The sequence below is a fragment of the Dactylosporangium sp. NPDC000555 genome, assembly GCF_040300025.1.
In the GTDB taxonomy this organism is placed as follows: Bacteria; Actinomycetota; Actinomycetes; order Mycobacteriales; family Micromonosporaceae; genus Dactylosporangium.
The window spans coordinates 19,398-37,640 of record NZ_JBEPDB010000058.1; the positions used below are offsets into that span (position 1 = coordinate 19,398).

The 18,243-nt window shown below is 74.2% G+C and carries 17 protein-coding genes and 1 pseudogene; 7 read left to right on the forward strand and 11 right to left on the reverse strand.

What is annotated here, in order from left to right:
- Positions 1-180: 180 nt before the first annotated feature.
- From ABT297_RS28970 to ABT297_RS28980, 3 genes are all read right to left on the reverse strand, one after another.
- Positions 181-843, reverse strand: a complete 663-nt coding sequence (locus ABT297_RS28970) for a DUF3159 domain-containing protein (protein WP_350555288.1) — start codon at positions 841-843, stop codon at positions 181-183.
- Positions 844-929: 86 nt separating this feature from the next.
- Complete coding sequence (locus ABT297_RS28975; protein ID WP_350555290.1) at positions 930-1,682, reverse strand: polysaccharide lyase family 7 protein; 753 nt, start codon at positions 1,680-1,682, stop codon at positions 930-932.
- A 7-nt stretch (positions 1,683-1,689) separates the two neighbouring features.
- Positions 1,690-2,817, reverse strand: coding sequence for an aromatic acid exporter family protein (locus ABT297_RS28980; RefSeq protein WP_350555292.1), 1,128 nt, complete (start codon positions 2,815-2,817; stop codon positions 1,690-1,692).
- Between the two features lie 85 nt (positions 2,818-2,902).
- On the opposite strand from ABT297_RS28980, the gene ABT297_RS28985 reads away from it, so the two are divergent.
- Complete coding sequence (locus ABT297_RS28985) at positions 2,903-3,625, forward strand: tyrosine-protein phosphatase (protein WP_350555294.1); 723 nt, start codon at positions 2,903-2,905, stop codon at positions 3,623-3,625.
- A gap of 98 nt (positions 3,626-3,723) precedes the next feature.
- Positions 3,724-4,077: an ArsR/SmtB family transcription factor gene (locus tag ABT297_RS28990; protein WP_350555296.1), complete on the forward strand. Its 354-nt coding sequence runs from the start codon at positions 3,724-3,726 to the stop codon at positions 4,075-4,077.
- Positions 4,078-4,098: 21 nt separating this feature from the next.
- On the opposite strand, the gene ABT297_RS28995 is transcribed toward ABT297_RS28990, so the two are convergent.
- The 3 genes and pseudogenes from ABT297_RS28995 to ABT297_RS29005 all read right to left on the reverse strand — a co-directional run bounded on the left by ABT297_RS28995 (position 4,099) and on the right by ABT297_RS29005 (position 6,074).
- Entirely contained in the window at positions 4,099-4,269 is a 171-nt protein-coding gene (locus tag ABT297_RS28995) for a 3-deoxy-7-phosphoheptulonate synthase (protein ID WP_350555356.1), read from the reverse strand.
- 13 nt (positions 4,270-4,282) lie between these two features.
- Positions 4,283-4,660: pseudogene (locus ABT297_RS29000) on the reverse strand (3-deoxy-7-phosphoheptulonate synthase); the annotation flags it as partial.
- 172 nt (positions 4,661-4,832) lie between these two features.
- Entirely contained in the window at positions 4,833-6,074 is a 1,242-nt protein-coding gene (locus ABT297_RS29005; RefSeq protein ID WP_350555298.1) for an MFS transporter, read from the reverse strand.
- Between the two features lie 264 nt (positions 6,075-6,338).
- Between ABT297_RS29005 and ABT297_RS29010 the strand changes: the two genes are divergently transcribed.
- The 3 genes from ABT297_RS29010 to ABT297_RS29020 all read left to right on the forward strand — a co-directional run bounded on the left by ABT297_RS29010 (position 6,339) and on the right by ABT297_RS29020 (position 11,520).
- The gene (locus ABT297_RS29010) at positions 6,339-7,226 is read left to right on the forward strand and encodes a septum formation family protein (protein ID WP_350555300.1); all 888 of its coding nucleotides are present in this window, start codon (positions 6,339-6,341) and stop codon (positions 7,224-7,226) included.
- A 124-nt stretch (positions 7,227-7,350) separates the two neighbouring features.
- Entirely contained in the window at positions 7,351-8,937 is a 1,587-nt protein-coding gene (locus ABT297_RS29015) for an ABC-F family ATP-binding cassette domain-containing protein (RefSeq protein WP_350555302.1), read from the forward strand.
- Positions 8,938-8,982: 45 nt separating this feature from the next.
- A complete protein-coding gene (locus ABT297_RS29020; protein WP_350555304.1) occupies positions 8,983-11,520 on the forward strand; it encodes a DUF6493 family protein in 2,538 nt (845 codons plus the stop codon).
- Between the two features lie 94 nt (positions 11,521-11,614).
- On the opposite strand, the gene ABT297_RS29025 is transcribed toward ABT297_RS29020, so the two are convergent.
- Both ABT297_RS29025 and ABT297_RS29030 read right to left on the reverse strand, forming a co-directional pair.
- Complete coding sequence (locus ABT297_RS29025) at positions 11,615-12,175, reverse strand: hypothetical protein (RefSeq protein WP_350555306.1); 561 nt, start codon at positions 12,173-12,175, stop codon at positions 11,615-11,617.
- A 64-nt stretch (positions 12,176-12,239) separates the two neighbouring features.
- Positions 12,240-13,280 (reverse strand): FAD-dependent oxidoreductase, encoded by a 1,041-nt coding sequence (locus tag ABT297_RS29030; RefSeq protein WP_350555308.1) that lies wholly within the window; start codon positions 13,278-13,280, stop codon positions 12,240-12,242.
- 116 nt (positions 13,281-13,396) lie between these two features.
- Here ABT297_RS29030 and ABT297_RS29035 point away from each other — a divergent pair, with 116 nt between their 5' ends.
- Positions 13,397-14,365 (forward strand): phosphotransferase family protein, encoded by a 969-nt coding sequence (locus tag ABT297_RS29035; RefSeq protein ID WP_350555310.1) that lies wholly within the window; start codon positions 13,397-13,399, stop codon positions 14,363-14,365.
- Positions 14,366-14,378: 13 nt separating this feature from the next.
- Complete coding sequence (locus ABT297_RS29040) at positions 14,379-16,154, forward strand: PAS domain S-box protein (RefSeq protein ID WP_350555312.1); 1,776 nt, start codon at positions 14,379-14,381, stop codon at positions 16,152-16,154.
- 79 nt (positions 16,155-16,233) lie between these two features.
- Here the strand turns inward: ABT297_RS29040 and ABT297_RS29045 are convergent, their stop codons facing one another.
- From ABT297_RS29045 to ABT297_RS29055, 3 genes are all read right to left on the reverse strand, one after another.
- On the reverse strand, positions 16,234-16,674 hold the full coding sequence (locus tag ABT297_RS29045) for a universal stress protein (protein ID WP_350555314.1): 441 nt from the start codon (positions 16,672-16,674) through the stop codon (positions 16,234-16,236).
- A gap of 109 nt (positions 16,675-16,783) precedes the next feature.
- On the reverse strand, positions 16,784-16,981 hold the full coding sequence (locus ABT297_RS29050) for a hypothetical protein (RefSeq protein ID WP_350555316.1): 198 nt from the start codon (positions 16,979-16,981) through the stop codon (positions 16,784-16,786).
- Between the two features lie 47 nt (positions 16,982-17,028).
- Complete coding sequence (locus tag ABT297_RS29055) at positions 17,029-18,213, reverse strand: metallophosphoesterase (RefSeq protein ID WP_350555318.1); 1,185 nt, start codon at positions 18,211-18,213, stop codon at positions 17,029-17,031.
- Between the last annotated feature and the right edge of the window lie 30 nt (positions 18,214-18,243).

Consider the following 18,243-nt stretch of genomic DNA (forward strand, 5'->3'; position numbering starts at 1 on the left):
GTCGCGATCGCGGTAACGACAAGCCGCGGTGATACGCCGCTGCGAGAGGGGCACACACGCGTCGCTGTGCACAACGGCTCGGGGCGCCCGGGGTCACGCGCGGAATCGCCCGGGTCCGTGGTCGCGAGCGCTCGAGCGTCCCCCGGGAAGCGCCCGGACGGCGCGCCGCCGGGATCGGCGCTACCGCGGCTGCAGGACCCGCGGGTGGCGGATGCCGGGGTGGCCCTGCGGCAGCGAGCGGCGCAGCACCCACCAGCTGACCGCCAGGCAGGCCGCCACGAGCGGCCAGGTCAGCACGGTCTGCGCGGCGGCGAGCCACAGCACCTGCCCGGCCCACCAGAGCGGGACGAAGACGAGCAGCCGCACGAGGTACTGTCCGACCCAGACCCAGCTGGCTCGCTGGTACGCCCGCAGCAGGTCCGGGTCGGCGCGCCACCGCGCCTTTTGCCCGAGCACCGTGCCGACGACCAGGCCGAGGAAGGGCCAGCGCACCAGGATGCTCGCCGCCCACGCCAGCGCGCTGGCCGCGTTCGTGAGCACCCGGACCCCGAAGAAGTCCTCGGCCCGCCCGGTCCGCAGCGCCACCAGCGCCCCGACGCACACGACGAGCAGGCTGACCACGGTGCCGATGGGCCGGCGCCGCTCGGCCACCCGCCACGCCGCCACGCCCGCGCCGGCCAGCACCGCCACGCCTGCCCCCAGCGCGATGGAGCGCCCGCCGCCGAGCCAGCCGGCCGCGAACGCGAGCACCGGGACGGCGGTCTCCACGGCCGATCGCCAGCCGCCGAGCAGCTCACTCAGTGTCTCCCCGCCGGCCTCGCCGGCCTCGCCGTCGCGCGCCATCCGTCCCCCGCCCAACCGGTCCAAAACGTAGGTAAGCCTGCCCTATACGCAACGGTCAAGGCAAGGAACGGAAGGCGCGCCGCGGTTCAACCGTGGCTGACGGTGAGGGCGTAGAACTTGACCTTCGCGCCGTTGGTGGTGCTGTCGGAGGAGGACTGGTTGTACGAGCCGGCCTTGAAGTACATCCCGTACTGGTTGAACGACGACGGGATCGCGTAGCTCGTGGTGCTGCCGTTCACGGTCAGCTTGATCGTGTTACCGCCGGAGATGGCGATCACGTAGCTCCACTTGACGCCGAGCGGCACGTTGCCGACCGTGTGCAGGGTCTGGCCGCCGTCCGGGGAGTTCTCGGCGCCGAGGATGATGTCGCCGTTCGGCCGGTAGTACAGCTCCAGCAGCGGTTTCGTCGACGGGCCGCCCGTGCCGAGGTGGACCTGGCCGACGCAGACGTTCTTCGTCACCGACGGGACGCGCAGGGTCGCCGACAGTTTGTGCGAGCCGGCGAGCCGCCAGTCGGCGGCGCCGCCGCCGGCGTTCATCTCGCGCAGCTCCGAGCGCGCGTAGTTCGAGTTCGGCGTGGTGACGCCCTTCTCCGGGGCCCAGAACGTCATCGAGCCGTCCGTCTTGTCCGTGAAGAAGTACGCCGGGTCGGTGTACCCGTTCGCCCCCTTCAGCTGCGACGGCTGGATGGTCGTCGGGGCGCCGGGGCTGCCGGTCGGCAGCTGCAGCTGCCAGATCGACAGGTCGAAGTTGCCGCCCGGCGCGACGTTCGGGTTGAGGCCGGAGCCGGGCGTGGTGGGTGTGGTGGTACCGCCGTGCTGTTTCGCGACTTGAATCAAGTTTCGCTCAGTCGCGTGGAAGCGCGTCCGGGTCGATCAGCGCCGCCGCCTCCCCGCCGACGATGTCCTGGCGCAGCTGGTCGAGGCGGCCGAGCAACGACACCGAGTCGAGCACGGCGAGCGCCGTCGGAAACACCGTGTGCACCTGCTCCACCGCGGCGATCAGCCCGGCCCGCAGCGAGCTGTCGTCGGACGACCCGCCGTCGACGCGCTGCTCCAGCAGCTCGCCGAGCGCGGCAAGCAGCGCCTGGAGGGTGTCGCGGTCCAGTGCCGGCGCCGGGCCGGCCCGGTCGTAGAGCCGGTCGACCGCCAGGGAGATGGCCCGCACCTGCAGGGTCATGCGGGTCAGCCACAGCTGCTCACGCCGCACCTCGTGCACGTCGCGGCGCAGCCGGCGGGCGAACACGTTGAGGATGGTGACCTCCTCCAGCCCGGCGATCGCGGCACCCGCCTCGGCGCTGACGTCGTTGAGCCTGCGCGACTCGGCGATCCAGTCGTGGCGCTCGCCCGGGCGGAGCGGCTGCTCCGTGTCGGCCCGGTCGGCCAGCTCGCCGGCGATGCGGCGCAGCACGGTGACGCAGGCCCGCCCCCAGGTGCCGAGGGCGGCGCGGATCTTGCGGGTGTGCGGCGGCTCCGGCACGACGACCGCGATCGTCAGGCCGGCGGCCGAGCCGATGGCGACGTCGATGAAGCGCCATTGGCCGTACCCGTGGGCGACCGGCGCCAGCACGAGCACCGCGAGGGTGGCGATGGTGACCTGGTTGCGCGCCAGCGGCGTGTTGGTGATCTGCCGGGCCACGGCGAGCGCGGCGAACGCGGCGAGCGCCAGCGACCACCAGGTGAGCCCGAGCAGCTGCGTCCAGCCGATCGCGAGCGCCGTGCCGACGAGGTTGGCGAACAGCAGCTGCAGCCCGGTGGCGATCGAGCCGTACACGCTGGCCTGCAACGTCAGCACCGCGATCACCGGCGCGAAGAGCACCGCCGCGTTCTCGCCGAACTGCCGGGCGGCCACCCAGGCGGTCGTCGCCGCGGCGGTGGTCTTCAGGACGGTGAGCCAGCCGGGCCGGCTCTTCGGCACGCTGGCGAGCAGGGTGCCGAGGGGCTCGGTCACCACGGCGTGCGGTCTGCGCGGCACGCCTCGATCCTCTTTCTCCGTCGGCCTTCTCCGTCGGCCCAGGTTGCGGACAGACGATCGGAACGTCGCACGCTATGGTCCTCGCGTGCGGAACTACGACCATCCCAACCTGTTCAACTTCCGCGATCTGGGTGGATACCCGATTCCCGGCGGCCGAAGCACCCGCTGGCGGCGGCTGTACCGCTCCGACTCGCTGAGCCGCATCGACCCCGCCGACGCCTCCTCGTTCACCGCGCTGGGCGTGCGCACCGTCATCGACCTGCGCCGGCCCCGCGAGATCGAGCGGGATGGGCGCATCCACGCCTTCGACGGGCTCACCTACCACCACCTCAGCCCGGTGCACGCCGAATGGGAGGAGGCCACCGACAACGACGAGCCCAGCGACGCGCGCTGGCTCGCCAATCGCTACCTCGACCTCGCCGAGCAAGGCCACGGCGCGATCCGCGCCGCGGTCGAGGTCATCGCCGAAACCGGCAACGCGCCGGTCGTCGTGCACTGCGTCGCGGGCAAGGACCGCACCGGCGTGGTGTCGGCGGTGACGCTCGGCGCGCTCGGCGTGCCCGACGAGGTCATCGCCGAGGACTACGCGCTGACCAGCGCCGCGACCGACCGGAGCATGGCGTACCTGCGCGGGCTGCACCCCGAGATCGCCAGGATGCCGAACCGCTGGCTGCTCTCCCCGGCCGAGACCATGCTGCTCTTCCTCGGCGACCTGCGGGCCCGCCACGGCTCGATCCGCGCGTACCTGGGCCTGCCGGAGGAGACGTACACCAGCCTCGAGGGGAGCCTGCTGGAAACCACGGCCTGACGCGCGATCGGATGTCCTCGTGTTGGCTCTCGTGTTGTTGACCAGAGAACTAGTGGTCTACGATCATCGAACTTGGGAAGCAACCGGAGGGGGACATCATGCGCGTTCTACTCCATCCCGCGGAGCATGAGATCCGCCTGGAGAACCTCTTCCACGCACTCAGCGATCCGGCTCGCCTCGAGGTGGTCCGGACGCTGATCGCGCTCGGCAGTGAGCAGTCCTGCAACTCACTCGGCGAGGCGATGGCCAAGTCCACGTTCTCCCATCACCTCAAGGTGCTGCGCGAGTCCGGCGTCACCCGCACCCGGGTGGCCGGCACCCACCGTTATGTCACGGTTCGGTCGGAGGAGCTCAATCGCCGGTTCCCCGGCCTGCTCGACCTGGTCGAGCGCAGCGGCCCGCCGGCGTTGACCGATGCGGCTGCCGCGGCCCTCTCGGCCGCCCGCGCCTAGCCGCCAGATCGAGGCCTGGGGCTACGACTGGCCGATGCCCTCGATCAGGGCGCCGGCCTGCACCGGGTTCAGCCGCGGGTCGCACAGCGAGGTGTAGTGGTCCAGCAGCTGCCGCTCGGTCTGCGGCCCGGGTCCGCCCAGGCACTCGGTCACCGGTCCCGCCGCCAGTTCGAGGTGAATACCGCCGGCGATCGGTCTGTGCGGCGTGCCGGTAGGCCGCGACCAGCCGCCGCGCGTCGTGCTGCCGGGCGTGCGGCGTCGCCTGGTCCCCGTTGACGATGTGCCCGCGGAAGGCCGGCAGGTGCACCGGCCCGGACGACTCGACAGGCACCGAACGCGGCTTCGCGTACTGCCCTGCGATCCGCGCCACCGGGACCACCGGACGCCCGACGACGCGGGCCAGGTGCTCGGCCAGGCCGATCACCATCGCGGCCTTGGCCACCGCCTCGGCCGTCCCGTCGGCGAAGCTCTCCGCGCAGTCGCCGGTCTGGAGCACGAACGCCCGCCCGTCGCCGGCCGCGGCCAGCCGCCACGAGATCGAGCCGATCCAGCGGCTGAGCGCGCTCGTCTTCGTCACCAACATCGGCACCGACGCGGCCGGCCCTGGCCGAGTTGACCGCGCCGTTGCTCGACGACCCGGAGGTGGTCGCCGGCCTGCTGGAGCGCTACCGCGCGGGCGGCGGCCGAGCCGGCACCCGCGGGGCGATGAGGACGAACGAGGGGTCCGGGATCGACCCGGACCCCTCGTTGCCGGGTCAGCCGGCGTGCCGATGGCGCAGGGCGCCGGCGCCGGCGAAGACCGCCAGCGAGACGACGTACGCGGCGACCGTGAAGCCGGCGACGCCGAAGAAGCCGTCGACCCGCGTGAGCAGAACGCCGCCGACCACCCCGCCGATTGTCGACCCCACGTACATCGCGGCGTTGGACAACGAGGACACGGTGCCCCGCGCCGTGGTGGTCTGCGACTGCAGCATCGCCATGAAGATCGGGAAGACGAACCCGCCGATCAGGAAGATGACGGTAAGCAGGGCGACCGCGACGGCGCGGCCGGGCGCGAACGGCAGGGCGGCGTACAACGCCAGCAGCGCGACGAAGGACAGCAGCAGCGAACGCTGCTGGCCAAGCCGGCCGATCAACCGGCTGCCGAACAACGAGCCGATCGTGTTGCCCACCCCCAGCGCGATCATCGCGGTGCCGACCGACGCGACGTCCAGGCGGAAGTCGCGGGTGAACCAGGACCCGATGAACGAGAACGCCTCGAAGTTGCCGGTCTGGAAGACCAGATAGGCCAGCAGGTAGAGGACCAGGGTGCGAGTGCGCAGCACGTCGCCGTAGGTCTGCCGGATGCTCCGCCGCGCCGCCCCGTTCGGCGGCACCGAGGGGAAGAACCGGGCGAGCGCCGCCCATAGCAGCACGGAGACGCCGCCCAGTGCCCAGAACGGCGTGTGCCACGACGCGGCGGCCAGCCAACTGCCGATCGGGATGCCGACGACCTGGGCGATCGACAGGCCGGCGGTGGCCGTACCCATGGTGCGGACGATCAGCTTCGGCGGCACCAGCACCGGAATCGAGGCCCAGATCTGCGGGGTGACGAACGCGGCGCTGACCCCGGCCAGGAACCGGAACAGGATCATCGTCCAGAAGCTCTGTGCGACGCCGCACAGGGCGGTCGCCACCGCGAACGCCGCCAGGCCGGTGAGCAGTACGCGCCGCCGGTCGAGCCGATCGCTCAGCGGGCCGGCGAACAGCGCCAGGCCGGCGTAGCCGAGGGCGTAGGCGCTGACCATCCAGCCGGAGATGCCGGCGCCGACCCCGAACGCATGCGACAGCGTCGGCAACAGCGGGGCGACGAGGAAGGTGTCGGTGCCGATCACGAACAGTGTCGCGAACGACAGCACGGCCACCGTGCGTACGCCCGGGCCCACCGGTGCCCGCGGATCGGGCACCGGGGTGTCGGCCGGTCGTGACGTGTTCGCAGAGGTGAGAGATTCGCTCATGTCATGCTCACCGCCCAGTACGGGTTGAGCTTGCCTTCGGAGGTGATGCCATGCCGCCTTCTATCCACCGTTTCCTTGTTCGTTGATTTTCGAACTAGCGAAGAAACTAGCATGGCCGGGTCACGCGAAATAGCCCGATCGCCGGTCCGGGACGGTGGTGAACGCCGGCGTCGGCCGCGCCGCACAAGGTCAACTGTTCGGTTGATTCCGGTTGGGCCGAGAAGTTGACATAGTGCGCCTCGATCATTCGCGGGGGAGGCAGAAGTGAAGCGAATCGCGGTGCTGACGTGCGCCTTGGCGCTGCTCGGCACGCTCGCCGGCTGCGGCGGGCCCAAGGCGGGCGACGGCGACCTGACCAACGACTGGGCGATGCTCAGCGCGCCCAAGGTGCCCGAGCCGAAGGCCGGCGACTGCTGGACGACCACGACGACGTCGGCCCGCAAGCTGAAGGCGGGCGACCTGATCCAGACGCCGTGCGACATGCAGCACGTCTTCGAGACGACCAAGATCGGCCACTTCACCGGCACGGTGGCCGAATCCAGCTCGCCGCCGGCACCGTCGCAGCTGACCGAGGCGTGGGCCGACTGCGACAAGTCGGCCGGGGACTACCTCGGCGCCGAGTGGCAGGCGGGACGGGTGTACGTCGTGGTCTCCGCGCCGACGAACCGGCAGTGGACCGGCGGCGCGCGGTTCTACCGCTGCGACGTCGGCGCCCTGCGCACCGAGGGCGGCACCTTCGCGCCGCGCCACGACTCGATGAAGGGCGGCCTGGCCGCCGACGGTGACCTGCGGCTGGGCTGCGGCACCCAGGTCGGCATGACCACGGACCGCTGGGACGACATCACGCCGGCGAAGTGCACCGACCCGCACGACGTCGAGTACGTCGGCTCCGTCAGCAGCCCCGCCAACGAGTACCCGACCGGGGACAAGGCCCTCGACGCGTTCGGCAAGTCGTGCGAGGCGAAGATGCTCGCCTACACCGGCATGAGCCGCAGCCACTGGGCGTCGGTGAGGGCGCTGTACTACGGCTACTGGATAGCCGCCGCCAGGGACGAGTGGACGGCCGGCAACCACACCGCCCGCTGCTATCTCATGCTCGACAAGAGGAAGATCACCCGGTCGCTCAAGGGCGCCGGCGACGTCGTGCTGTAGATCGCATTGCGGGCGGCGGGCCCGGCCGGTTATCTTCAACTGGATGTGATCACCGGCCCTTCCCGCGCCCGCGACCGAGGCACCTGCCCGGCGGGCGGAAGCGTCTCACCGCCGGTGGTCTTTCTTGTCTCTCGCTCCCCTGCTCGCCCATGACCTCGTGCGCACGTTCGGCACCCGCCGCGTGCTCGACGGGGTGTCCCTCACCGCCGCGCCCGGCCGCCGCATCGGCCTGATCGGCGAGAACGGCACCGGCAAGTCCACGCTGCTGCGGCTGCTCGCCGGCGCCGACGAGCCCGACGGCGGCACCGTCGTGCGCCCACCCGGCAACGACACAACGGGCTTCCTGCACCAGGAGATGCCCTACGACCCGGACGCCACGCTCGCCGAGGTGCTCGACGACGCGCTGCGCGAGGCCCGCTCGTGCCTGGCGGCCATGGACGCCGCGCTCGCCGGCGGGCGCCTGGACGAGTACGCGACGCTGCTCGAGCGCGCCCAGGAGATCGAGGCCTGGGACGCCGACCGGCGGGCGGAGATCGTGCTCGCCGGGATCGGGCTGGCCGCGGTACCGCATGATCGGCCCCTGCGGACCCTGTCGGGCGGGCAGCGCGGCCGCCTGGCGCTCGTGGCCCTGCTCGTGCGGCGCCCGGCCGCGCTGCTGCTGGACGAGCCCACCAACCACCTCGACGACGCCGCCGCGGCGTTCCTCGAGGAGCAGCTGCGCGGCATGCCCGGCGCGGTCGTGCTGGCCAGCCACGACCGGGCGTTCCTCGACGCCGTCTGCACCGACCTGATCGACCTTGACCCGGCCGTCGACGGCCCGGTGCGCTACGGCGGCGGGTACACCGCGTACCAGGCCGAGCGCCGCGCCGAGCGGGAGCGCTGGGAGCGCCGCTTCGCCGAGGAGCAGGAGGAGCTCGCCGACCTGCGCCGCGCGGTCGCGGTCACCGCGCACCAGGTCGCGCACAACCGGCCCAAGCGCGACAACGAGAAGATGAACTTCGGCCGCACCACGGGCCGGGTTGAGCAGCAGATCTCCCGCCGCGTGCGCAACGCCGCCCGCCGCCTCGACACCCTCACCCGCGAGCAGGTCCGCAAGCCTCCGCCGCCGCTGCGGTTCCGTGTCCGTGCCCTGGGCGCCGAGGCCGCCGACGCCGACGGCCCGCTGGTCTCGGCGCGCGACGTGCGCGTCGCGGGCCGGCTCGCCCTCGACCGCCTCGACGTCCCGGCCGGCGACCGCCTCCTGGTCACCGGCGCGAACGGGGCGGGCAAGTCGACGCTGCTGGCCGTGCTGGCCGGCCGGCTGCCCGCCGAGGGTGTGCGGCGCCGCCCGGGCCTGCGGCTCGGCCTGCTCACCCAGGACACGACGTTCGACCGTCCCGACCGCACCGCGCTGCGGACCTACGAGACGGTCCTCGGCGCCGATCTGGCCGAGTCGGTACCGCTGCGAAGCCTCGGCCTGCTCGCACCGCGCGACGCCGCGAGGCCCGTCGGCGAACTGTCCGTCGGTCAGCGCCGCCGACTGGCCCTGGCCCTGCTCATCGCCGACCCGCCGGACCTGCTGCTGCTGGACGAGCCAACCAACCACCTGTCCCCCGCCCTGTGCGACGAGCTGGAGGAGGCCCTGAACACCGGCCCGGGCGCGTTCGTGGTCGCCAGCCACGACCGCTGGCTGCGCACCCGCTGGCCGGCGCGGACCCTGCACCTGCCCTGACCGCCGCGTCCTCGCCGGCACGACCACTGCTGGCAGACTGAGCCGATGGTGTCGATCGAGACGGTGTACGAGCGGCTCGCGGAGCTGCCCGCCGCGGAGCCCGGCCACTGGTACCTCGCCTCCGCACTCTGGCAGCTCGACCCCGGCGCCGCCGTACCCGCCGCGCCGCCGCCCGCCCGGCTGAAGACCGACGTCACCGCCCTGGTCGAGTACATCGCCGCGCACTGGCCGCAGCGGGCGATGTTCGCCGGGGTCCGCCTCCTCGAGCGCCTCGAGCTGGTGCGGCTCGAACACGACGACACGTACGTGCTCGCGATGATCTCCGCGCTCGGCGACCGGCACGACCCCGCCGCCCGCCTCGACGCGATCCGCGGCGACGACGAGCTGCGCGAGACGTTGCTGTGGCAGGTCTTCAAGATCGAGGGCGGCGGCGAGGTGAGCCTGGCCAACGTCGACAAGTTCAGCTATCCGGACGCGACCTGGGCCGTCTGCCTGCGCACGCTCGTCGCCGACGGCACCCTGCCGCGCGAGCGGGTGCTGGACGGTTGCCTGCGCGCGCTGGCCCGGGACTTCGGCGCCTACCGGGCGGGCTTCTTCTCCCGGCTGTACACCGTGCTGGCCCCCACCGCCGCCGAGCTGACCGCCGCGCAGCCGGCGCTGCGGCACCTGCTGTCGTCGAGGACGGCCGCGACGGTCGCCTTCGCCGTACGCCATCTCACCGCCGTGGAGCGGGCCGGCGCGCTGGAGGACGAGGCGTTCGCGGCCTCGTGCGCGCCCGGCCTGACGGTCGCGGCCAAGGGCTCCCCGCTCGCCGTCCTCGGCCTGCTGGAGCGGATCGCCCGGCGCCGCCCGGACCTGGCCGCGCCGGTCGCCGCGGCCGCCGCCCCCGGCCTCGAGCACGCCCACCGCGACGTGCAGTCCAAAGCACTGCACCTGCTGCGGGAGCTCGGCGCCCGCGAACCGGTCGCCGAGCGGCTCCATCTGCTGGAGCCGACGGTGGCCCGGGATGCGGCGAACTGGCTCGCCACGCCCCCCGCACCGCACGCGAAGACGCCCCGACCGGGCCCCGACGCGACCCCCGCACCGCACGCGGAGGCGCCCGGCCGGGGCACAGACACGACCTCGGCGCCACACGTAGAGGCGCCCGGCGGGGCCCTTGACGCGATCCCCGCGCCGCCCGTGCAGGCGCTGGGGGCGCCGGGGCTGGGACCTGGTGTGAGTCCTGCGGCGCTCACCGCGGGCGAGCGGGCCGCCGCCCTGCTGGCCGGCGAGACTGACCCGTGGGAGATCGAGCTGCTGCTGGCCACCGTCGCGGCCGGGACCGCCGCGGACGAGCTCGCGCAGCTCGCCGGGTCGGCCCGCCGGGCGCTGCGCGGCGAGTTCGCGTCGCTGCGGCGCAACATCGCCGCGGTGCTGCTCGGCGCGGACCTCGACGTGCGCGGCGACCTACCGGCCGCCCGGCTCGCCGAGGTGCTGGCCGTCTCGGTGGGACGGGCCCGGCCCGGCGTCCTGCTGGCCACCCCGAGCGATCCGACCGGCTGGCTCGACCCCGGCGAGTTCGTCGCCCGCATGGCCGCGGCGGCCGGGCCGCCCGCGCACCACGACCTCGTCGCGGCCCTGCTGAAACTGCACCCGGACGGCCGCCCCGCCGCCCTGCGCACCGCTCGCGACCTGCCCGGCGACGCCGGGGCGGCGGCCCGGTACGCGCTCGGCGGCCCGCCCGCCCCCATCGGCGACCCCGCGGTGTGGGTGGCGGCAGTCCGCTCCCGGGCGCCGCTGGACGACGACCCCCACCTCGTCGCCGCCGGCCTCGGCGGGGCCGGCCAGGGGCACGCGGCCCGCCTCGGGCTGGCGGTCACCGCCCGCTCGACACGCTACGACGAGGGCGACCGCCAGCGCACCGTCACGTGGTGGGACACCGAGGTCGAGGTGCGACCGGCGGGCGCGACGACGGCGGCGGACCGGCCGACCGTGTTCACCCCCCAGGCGCAACAACCTGACCACGGCCCGGACTGGATCCCGTGGACGGCGCAGGTCTGGCCGCACGACGCCGAGGTGTTCTTCGCGCGGTCGATCGACGAGGTGTGGTACGCCGCGGGGCCTGACCGCTCGTACGGGGCCGCCGCCGTCCTCGACGCGCTGCGGACGCACCCCGGCCGCCTCGGTCCCATGGCCGCGGCCGTGCTCGCCTGCGGGCTCACCGCGCACGAGTTCGGGCACCGGCTGCGCGCCGCCGAAGCACTCGCGGCACTCGTACCGCCGGGCCGGCTGGACGCCGGGCTGCTCGCCGACGCCATGGTCCGCATCGCCGGGCACGCCACAGCGACGCGCTGGTCGGCGGCGCTGCGCGACGCCCGCGCCGCCCCGGCCGTCGCGGACGTGCTCGCCCGCACGCTGCCCCGCCTGCCGCGCGCGCATCCGGGCCTGCATTCGCTGCTCGCGGCACTGCACGAGGAGTCGGTCCGCGCGGGCGCCGTGCCCGGCGGCGACGGCCTACGCGCCTGGCTGGCCGGGTTCGCGGGCCCGTCGAAGACGGCACGCACGGCCCGCGCCCTGCTGCGCGAGGCCGGCGGCGCACGGTAACCGAGCGACTCCCGGCGCGTTTCCCGCCGTGCTGCCCCGCCGCGTTTCCCGATGTGTTGTCGCCGCGTTTCCCGGTGTGTTGTCGCCGCTGCCGCTACGGGAGGTCGGCCGTCTCGCCCGTCTCCTCGTCGGTGACGTGGACCCGCTGCCAGTCGGCGGGGCGGTGGCGCGGCGTGGCCAGGACCGCGGCCAGCCGGGTCACGCCGTCGCGCCACCAGTCGGCGGCGGGCACGCCGAACAGGCCGGGGTCGAGCTCGGAGCGGATCGTCACGTCGAGGCCGGACCACAGGAGCTCGTCGCCGGTCAGCTGCGGCTCGCCCGGCGGCGCGACGTCCACGACGGTGGAGCGGGACAGCTCCGTGTACCACATCCCGGCCCGGATGATGTCGCCCACGGGCCGGCCGTCGCCCGAGATCGGCGCCGTGACGCGGGCGCCGCGCACCGACGCCGACAGGCCGCCGCCGGTGTGCAGGGTGAGCTCGACCCGCGACGTCTGCTCGGCCAGCCGCAGCAGGTCGGTGGCCGTCCAGGCGGCGATGACGAGCGGCCAGTCGGCGGCCGGAAAGGCGCCGAAGTACATCCCCGGGTGCGCCTTCACCGAGTCGGACACCGACCGTACCCGTGCGCGCAGGCGCGGTAACCCGTTGTCAGCCACGCCGGAGATTGTGACAGTCGCACCCGTCGATGCATAGCCCGCGCCACCGGATTTAACATCACCGTCACGGCACGCCGGGGACCGGCTGCGCGGCGGGGCGCAGCAGGGCGGCGATCTCGCGGACCGCGTCCCGGCCGGCGCGGTTGGCGCCCACCGTGCTCGCCGACGGGCCGTAGCCGACGAGGTGCAGGCAGGGCTCGCGGACCACGCGGGTGCCCGCCATGCGGATGCCACCGCCGGGCTCGCGCAGGTGCAGCGGGGCCAGGTGGGCGAGGTCGGCGCGGAAGCCGGTGGCCCAGATGATCGCGTCGAACGGCTCGAACCGCTCACCCCACATCGCGCCGCCGGGGACCAGCCGGTCGAACATCGGGTGGCGGACCAGGGCGCCACGCTCCAGCGCCGCGCGGGCCAGGGCGGTGTAACCCAGGCCGGTCACGCTCACCACACTGCGCGGCGGCAGGCCGGCCTCGACCCGCTCGGCGACCCGGGCCACCACGGCGCGGCCGTGGTCCTCGGTGAACTCGCCCTCGTGGAAGACCGGCTCGCGGCGGGTGACCCAGTAGGCGTCGGGGAGCTCGGCCAGCACGTGGATCGCCGAGTTGCCGCCGCCGACCACCAGCACCCGCTGACCGGCGAACGCGGCCGGGCCTCGGTACTCGGCGTAGTGCAGCCGGCGCCCGGCGAAGTCCGCGATGCCGGGATGGAAGGGGACGTACGGCGCGCCCCAGGTGCCGGTCGCGTTGATCACCGCCCGGGCGTCCCACACGCCACCGGCCTCGGCGACGACCCGCAGGCCGTCCGCCGAGCGCGACACCGAGCGGACCCGTGCCGGGCGCAGCACCGGCAGGTCGAAGGCGCGCTCGTACGCGCGGAAGTACTCGGCCACGACCGGCGCGGCCGGGCCCGACGGCGGCGGCGTGAACGGCATGCCGGGCAGGTCGAAGATGCGGTGCAGCGACTCGACGCCCAGCGATGGCGAGCGGTGCCGCCACGCGCCGCCCGGCTCCCGGCCGGCGTCGAGCACCACGAACGACAGGCCACGCCGCCGCAGCGCGTGGGCGGCCGACAGGCCCGCCTGCCCCGCGCCGATCACCACCACGTCCACGCCAGGTAGAACCCCGCCGCGGACGCGTGGCATACCGGACGGTGACGGACCTTACTTCGCTTTGCGTGCGATCTGGCCGCCTCCCGGACGGGGCCACGGCCGCGTAAGGTGTGCGCGTGTCCGCCGTCATCAGCCCGACCCAGCGCCAGCTGACCCCCGAATCCGTCGCCGCCGTGCTGCGTGAGCGTTTCGGCCGCACCGCCGTCCACTGTGGAGCGCTCTCCGGCGGCACCTTCGCGGCCGTCTGGCGGGCCACCCTCGACGACGGGACCGAGGCGGTCGTGAAGATCGGCCCGCCGCCCGGGGTGCCGCTGCTGCGCTACGAGCGGGGCGTGATCGCCGCCGAGGCGCGCTACTACCGGCTGGCCGGGGCCGCGGGCGGGGTGCCCGTGCCGCCGGTGCTCGACGCCGACGACGAGGTCGTCGTGGTCGGGCTGCTGCCCGGCCGGCCCCTGACGGAGCAGCCGGAAGACCGAAAGGCCGAGGATTCGGTACGGCGGGAGCTCGGCGCCGCCCTTCGCCGCCTGCACACCGTGACGGGCACCCGGTTCGGCTACGACGGTGACGGCCGGGCCGGCGGCGAGACGTGGCCCGAGGCGTTCGTGGCGATGACCGCCGACCTGCTCGCCGACGCCCGCGACTGGGGCGTCGCCCTGCCGGTGCCCGGCGAGCGGATCATGGCCGCGTTCGAGCGGCACTCGGGCGCCCTGGCCGAGGTCCGCGAGCCGGTCCTGGTGCACTTCGACCTGTGGGACGGCAACGTGCTGTGCGATGCCGGCCGGCTCACGGGGCTCGTCGACGGCGAGCGGTACTTCTGGGGCGACCCGCTCTACGACCTCGTGTCCCCGGCGATCGGCCGGCGGATGGAGGAGGAGCCCGGGCACCCGGTGCTGCTCGGATACCACGGCCCGGCACCGCGCGCGTTCACGGCGGCGGAGCGGGCGCGGCTCATGATGTACCGAATCCAGTTCTATCTTCTGCTGTTGACCGAGATGCCGAGCCGAGCGATGACCGGCGAGGTAGCGCGCGAACGCCGCGAATGGGTGACACCATTGCTGCTGGCGGACCTGCGTGACCTGGGCTGAGGTGAGGATGTCGATGGGTGTGCCGGGCGGTGGGCGAGTCCTGGTCGGGTACGCCGCGCTCATGACGGCGCTGGCCGCCCTGCTGTTCGCCCGGCCCGACCTCGACTCGGTGGCGTGGGCCGGCATCGGCCTGTGCGCGGCCGGCGCCATCGTCGCCGGCATCGCGCGCGTCCGCCCGCAGCGCCCCGGCCCGTGGTGGGCGCTGGCCGGCGCGCTCCTCGCGATGACGGTCGGCGACTTCGCCTACGGCCTCGTCTCGTCGAGCGGTGGCGCGGCGACCGCGGCCGAGCTGGCCTACCTGGCCATGCTCCCGATCGTGACGGTCGCCCTCATCGGCCTGACCCGCGAGAGCGCCTTCCTCGACGACCGCTCCCGCCTGCTCGACCTGCTGGCGCTGGGCACCGCGGCGCTGCTGGCGAGCTGGGTGTTCATCGCCTCGCCGCGGATGGCCGGCGGCGTCATGACGGCCGCGGGGTGGTCGGTCCAGGCCGCGTTCACCCTCGGCGACGTGATCGTGCTCGTGGTGACCGTCCGGCTGGTGACCGCCGCCCCGCGCAACGCCGCCGCGGTCCTGCTCGCGATCGGCGCGGCCGGGATGCTCGTCGGCGACGTGGCCTACGGCATCGCCGAGGCCCACGGCGGCCTCGAGCCGGGCGGCCCGGCCGACCTCGCCTACGTCGTGCTCTACGCCGCCTGGGGCGCGGCCGCGCTGCTGCCGTCGATGGCCCGGCTGACCGCTCCCCCGCCCGGCCCGGTCGGCGCCGCCCGCGGGCCCGTCCAGGGCCTGGGCATGGCGCCGCTGCTGGCCTGCGTCGCGTTCGCGCCGCTGCTGCTGCTCGTGCAGGCGATGACCGGCGGCGTGCACGACGGCCCGGTCATCGCGGTGGCCTCCGGCATCACCCTCGCCCTGCTCGTCGTGCGGCTCAGCGACGCGGTCGGCAAGCACGCCGGCGCTCTGCGCCGCGAGCGCGCGCTGCGCCAGGCCGGCACCGTGCTCGTCGGCGCCGCCGACGCGGGTCAGGTCGCCGCCGCCGTGCAGGCCGCGGTGCGCACCCTGCTGCCCGAGGGGGCGAAACACGACATCGTCGTCGACTTCAGCCTCACCGACCTGCTGCCCCTGGGCGAGCTGTCCGCGCCGCGCGTCCGGCCCGTGGCCGACATTCCTCCGCTGTGGGGCGCCCGGCTGGCCGGGTACGGCCACGTGCTGATCTGCCCGCTCGACGCCGGCGTGCTCTACGTCGCCGGCGCCCGCCGCGACCTGCTCACCGCGCTCGACGCCGTGTCGGTGGTCGCCGGGCAGGCCGCGCTGGCGCTGGCCCGCATCGGCCTGACCGAGGCCGCGAGCCGCCGCGACAGCGACGAATACCTGCGCGCGGTCACCGAGCACGGCAGCGACGTGGTCCTGGTGCTGGACGACGACCAGCGCATCCGATACACGAGCCCATCGGTCGCCGACGTGCTGGGCATCTGGCCCACCCCGTTCGCCACGCTGCGCGAGATCGTCGCACCGCAGGACCGCGACCAGGTGCTGCGCACCGTCCAGCGCGCCCTGAGCGGCGACCGCGACGGCACCCGCGACCGGTGGAGCCTGCGCCGCCCCGACGGCGCTCGCGTCCTGGTCGACGTCATCTTCCGCGACCTGCGCGACGACCGCCTGGTCCGCGGCATGGTCGTGACCCTGCGCGACGTGACCGAGCAGCGCCGCGCCGCGCACGAGGTGGTGCGCCGCGCCTTCAACGACACCCCCGGCGCGCAGCAGCGCGACCGCTCGGCCCCCGGGTTGCGATGATGGACGTCGTCGAGGCCTGGGAGACGGCGCTGACCCCGGCCGACCACGAGGCCCTCTCGGCCCTGCTGGCCGCCGCGTCCTACGGGACCACGGTGACCGGCCAGCGGCCGGACTTGACCAGGCGGACGGCCAGCGAGCCGACGAAGCGATGGCCGAAGCGGCTTGACGAGCCGACCACGACCGCGTCCGCGCGCAGGTCCGTGGCGACACGAACCAGCTCCGCGTAGGGGTCGCCGCGCACGGCGATGAAGTCGGCGGAGAGGCCGATCTGCAGGGCGCCCTCCTCGACCTCGCGGCGCAGGTCCTCGATCGACTCGTTGATGGCCTGCTCGACGGCGCCCGCGGCCTCGGCGACCAGGCGGCTCGCGGCCGGGGCGCCCGTCACGTAGACGACGACGAGCCGGGCGCGCTGGCGGCGGGCCAGGCCCGCGGCATACGCACCGGCGCGCATCGAGGTGTCCGATCCGTCGACACCGACCACGATGACCTTGGGTCCGTCGGTCCCGAGTTCGAACTGCACGCGAACAGCATGCCTTAAGCGTCCCGCGCCGCCGCCTCGGGGCGGTGGCCGTTGTGCGGCTCGTCGTCGTCGGCGAGGCAGCACCGCGAGCGCGCGCCTGCTCAGATCGTCACGGGCAGCGGCCTCGCACCAGCGGCGCGGTGTCGCGGATCGTCCGGTAGAACGGGTACGGCTCCTGGCGCACGGCCGGATCGGTGAAGAAGCGGGCCTGCTCGTCGCCCCTGCGGGCGGCGGCGTTGACGCCCGCTCGCATGGACCCGTGCTTCGTCGCCCAGCGGATCGCGGTGCCCGGCAGCCCCAGCAGCATGACCCACCTCCTTGGTACCCAACGGTACCAAGGAGGTGGGAGGTGGTCTACTTCGCTCGCAGGGTGATCTCGGTGATCTCGCTCGGCGCGAACACCCGGAACGGCGGCCCCCAGAAGCCGGTGCCGCGGCTGGTGAACAGCTGGGTGCGCGCCCCGTGGCGGGTCAGCCCCTGCACCACCGGCTGGTCGACGCGCACGAGATAGTGGAACGGCCAGATCTGCCCGCCGTGGGTGTGCCCGGACAGCTGCAGGTCGATCCCGTGCGCGACAGCGGCGTCGATCTGCTTCGGCTGGTGGGCGAGCAGCACCACCGGCAGGTCGGGATCGGCGCCCTCCAGCGCCAGCGCGTGGTCGGCGCGGTGCCCCTCGAGCCCGGCCCCGGCGGCCGTGCGGTCGTCGACGCCGGCCACGACGAGCTGGTCCCCGCCGCGCTCGACGACGATGTGCCGGTTGTGCAGCGGCTCCCAGCCGAGCGCCCGCATGTGGTCGAGCCAGCCCTGGGCCTCGCCGAAGTACTCGTGGTTGCCGGTGACGTACACCCGCGCGAGCCGGGCCCGCACGTCGCCGAGCGGCGCGGCCTGGTCGGTGCGCTGCGCGACGGTGCCGTCGGCGATGTCACCGGTGTGCGTGACGATGTCGGCCTCGAGCGAGTTGACCACCTCGGTCACGCCCTTGGACCACGCGACGCGGTCGATCGGCCCGTAGTGGGTGTCGGTGAGCTGCACGATCCTGAGCCCGTCGAGCCCGGCCCCGAGCCGCGGGATGCGCACCTCGACGCGGCGCACGCGCGGGACGCGCATGGCCTCTCGGTAGCCCCAGACCCCGAGCCCGGCGGCGACGAGCACGGTGAAGCCGGCCGCGACCCGCGAGCGCACCGGGTCGCCGACCCCGCCGGCGAGCAGCGCGAGGCGCAGCAGGTCCCCGGCCACGGCCCAGACGAACAGGATCCACACGGCCCCGAGGATCGTGTCGCCGGTGCGGGCCGCCCAGTCCACGCCCCGCCCGTGCCCGAGGAACATGGTGACGGGAAACACGACGAGCGCCGCCGCGAAGACCACGGTCCCGAGCACCCGCACGACGCCGGGCCACGCGTTGCCGGCCATGACGAGCGACCACCACGGCACCCCGAACAGCAGCCCCAGCACCACGGCGAGCGTCGCCACGAACGCGAGCGGCCGCAGCAGCGAACGCCGCCGAACGGCAGGACCCGATACCGCCTCAGAAGTCGCCATTGAGAAATATTGGCACGCCGTGCCACGCGC

Excerpts from the sequence above, each read along its gene's own strand:
- ABT297_RS28970 (WP_350555288.1), bottom strand. The coding sequence starts at position 843 with ATGGCGCGCGACGGCGAGGCCGGCGAGGCCGGCGGGGAGACACTGAGT.
- ABT297_RS29020 (WP_350555304.1), top strand. The coding sequence starts at position 8,983 with ATGGTGTCGATCGAGACGGTGTACGAGCGGCTCGCGGAGCTGCCCGCC.
- ABT297_RS29050 (WP_350555316.1), bottom strand. The coding sequence starts at position 16,981 with ATGCTGCTGGGGCTGCCGGGCACCGCGATCCGCTGGGCGACGAAGCAC.
- ABT297_RS29055 (WP_350555318.1), bottom strand. The coding sequence starts at position 18,213 with ATGGCGACTTCTGAGGCGGTATCGGGTCCTGCCGTTCGGCGGCGTTCG.
- ABT297_RS29040 (WP_350555312.1), top strand. The coding sequence starts at position 14,379 with ATGGGTGTGCCGGGCGGTGGGCGAGTCCTGGTCGGGTACGCCGCGCTC.
- ABT297_RS29005 (WP_350555298.1), bottom strand. The coding sequence starts at position 6,074 with ATGAGCGAATCTCTCACCTCTGCGAACACGTCACGACCGGCCGACACC.
- ABT297_RS28990 (WP_350555296.1), top strand. The coding sequence starts at position 3,724 with ATGCGCGTTCTACTCCATCCCGCGGAGCATGAGATCCGCCTGGAGAAC.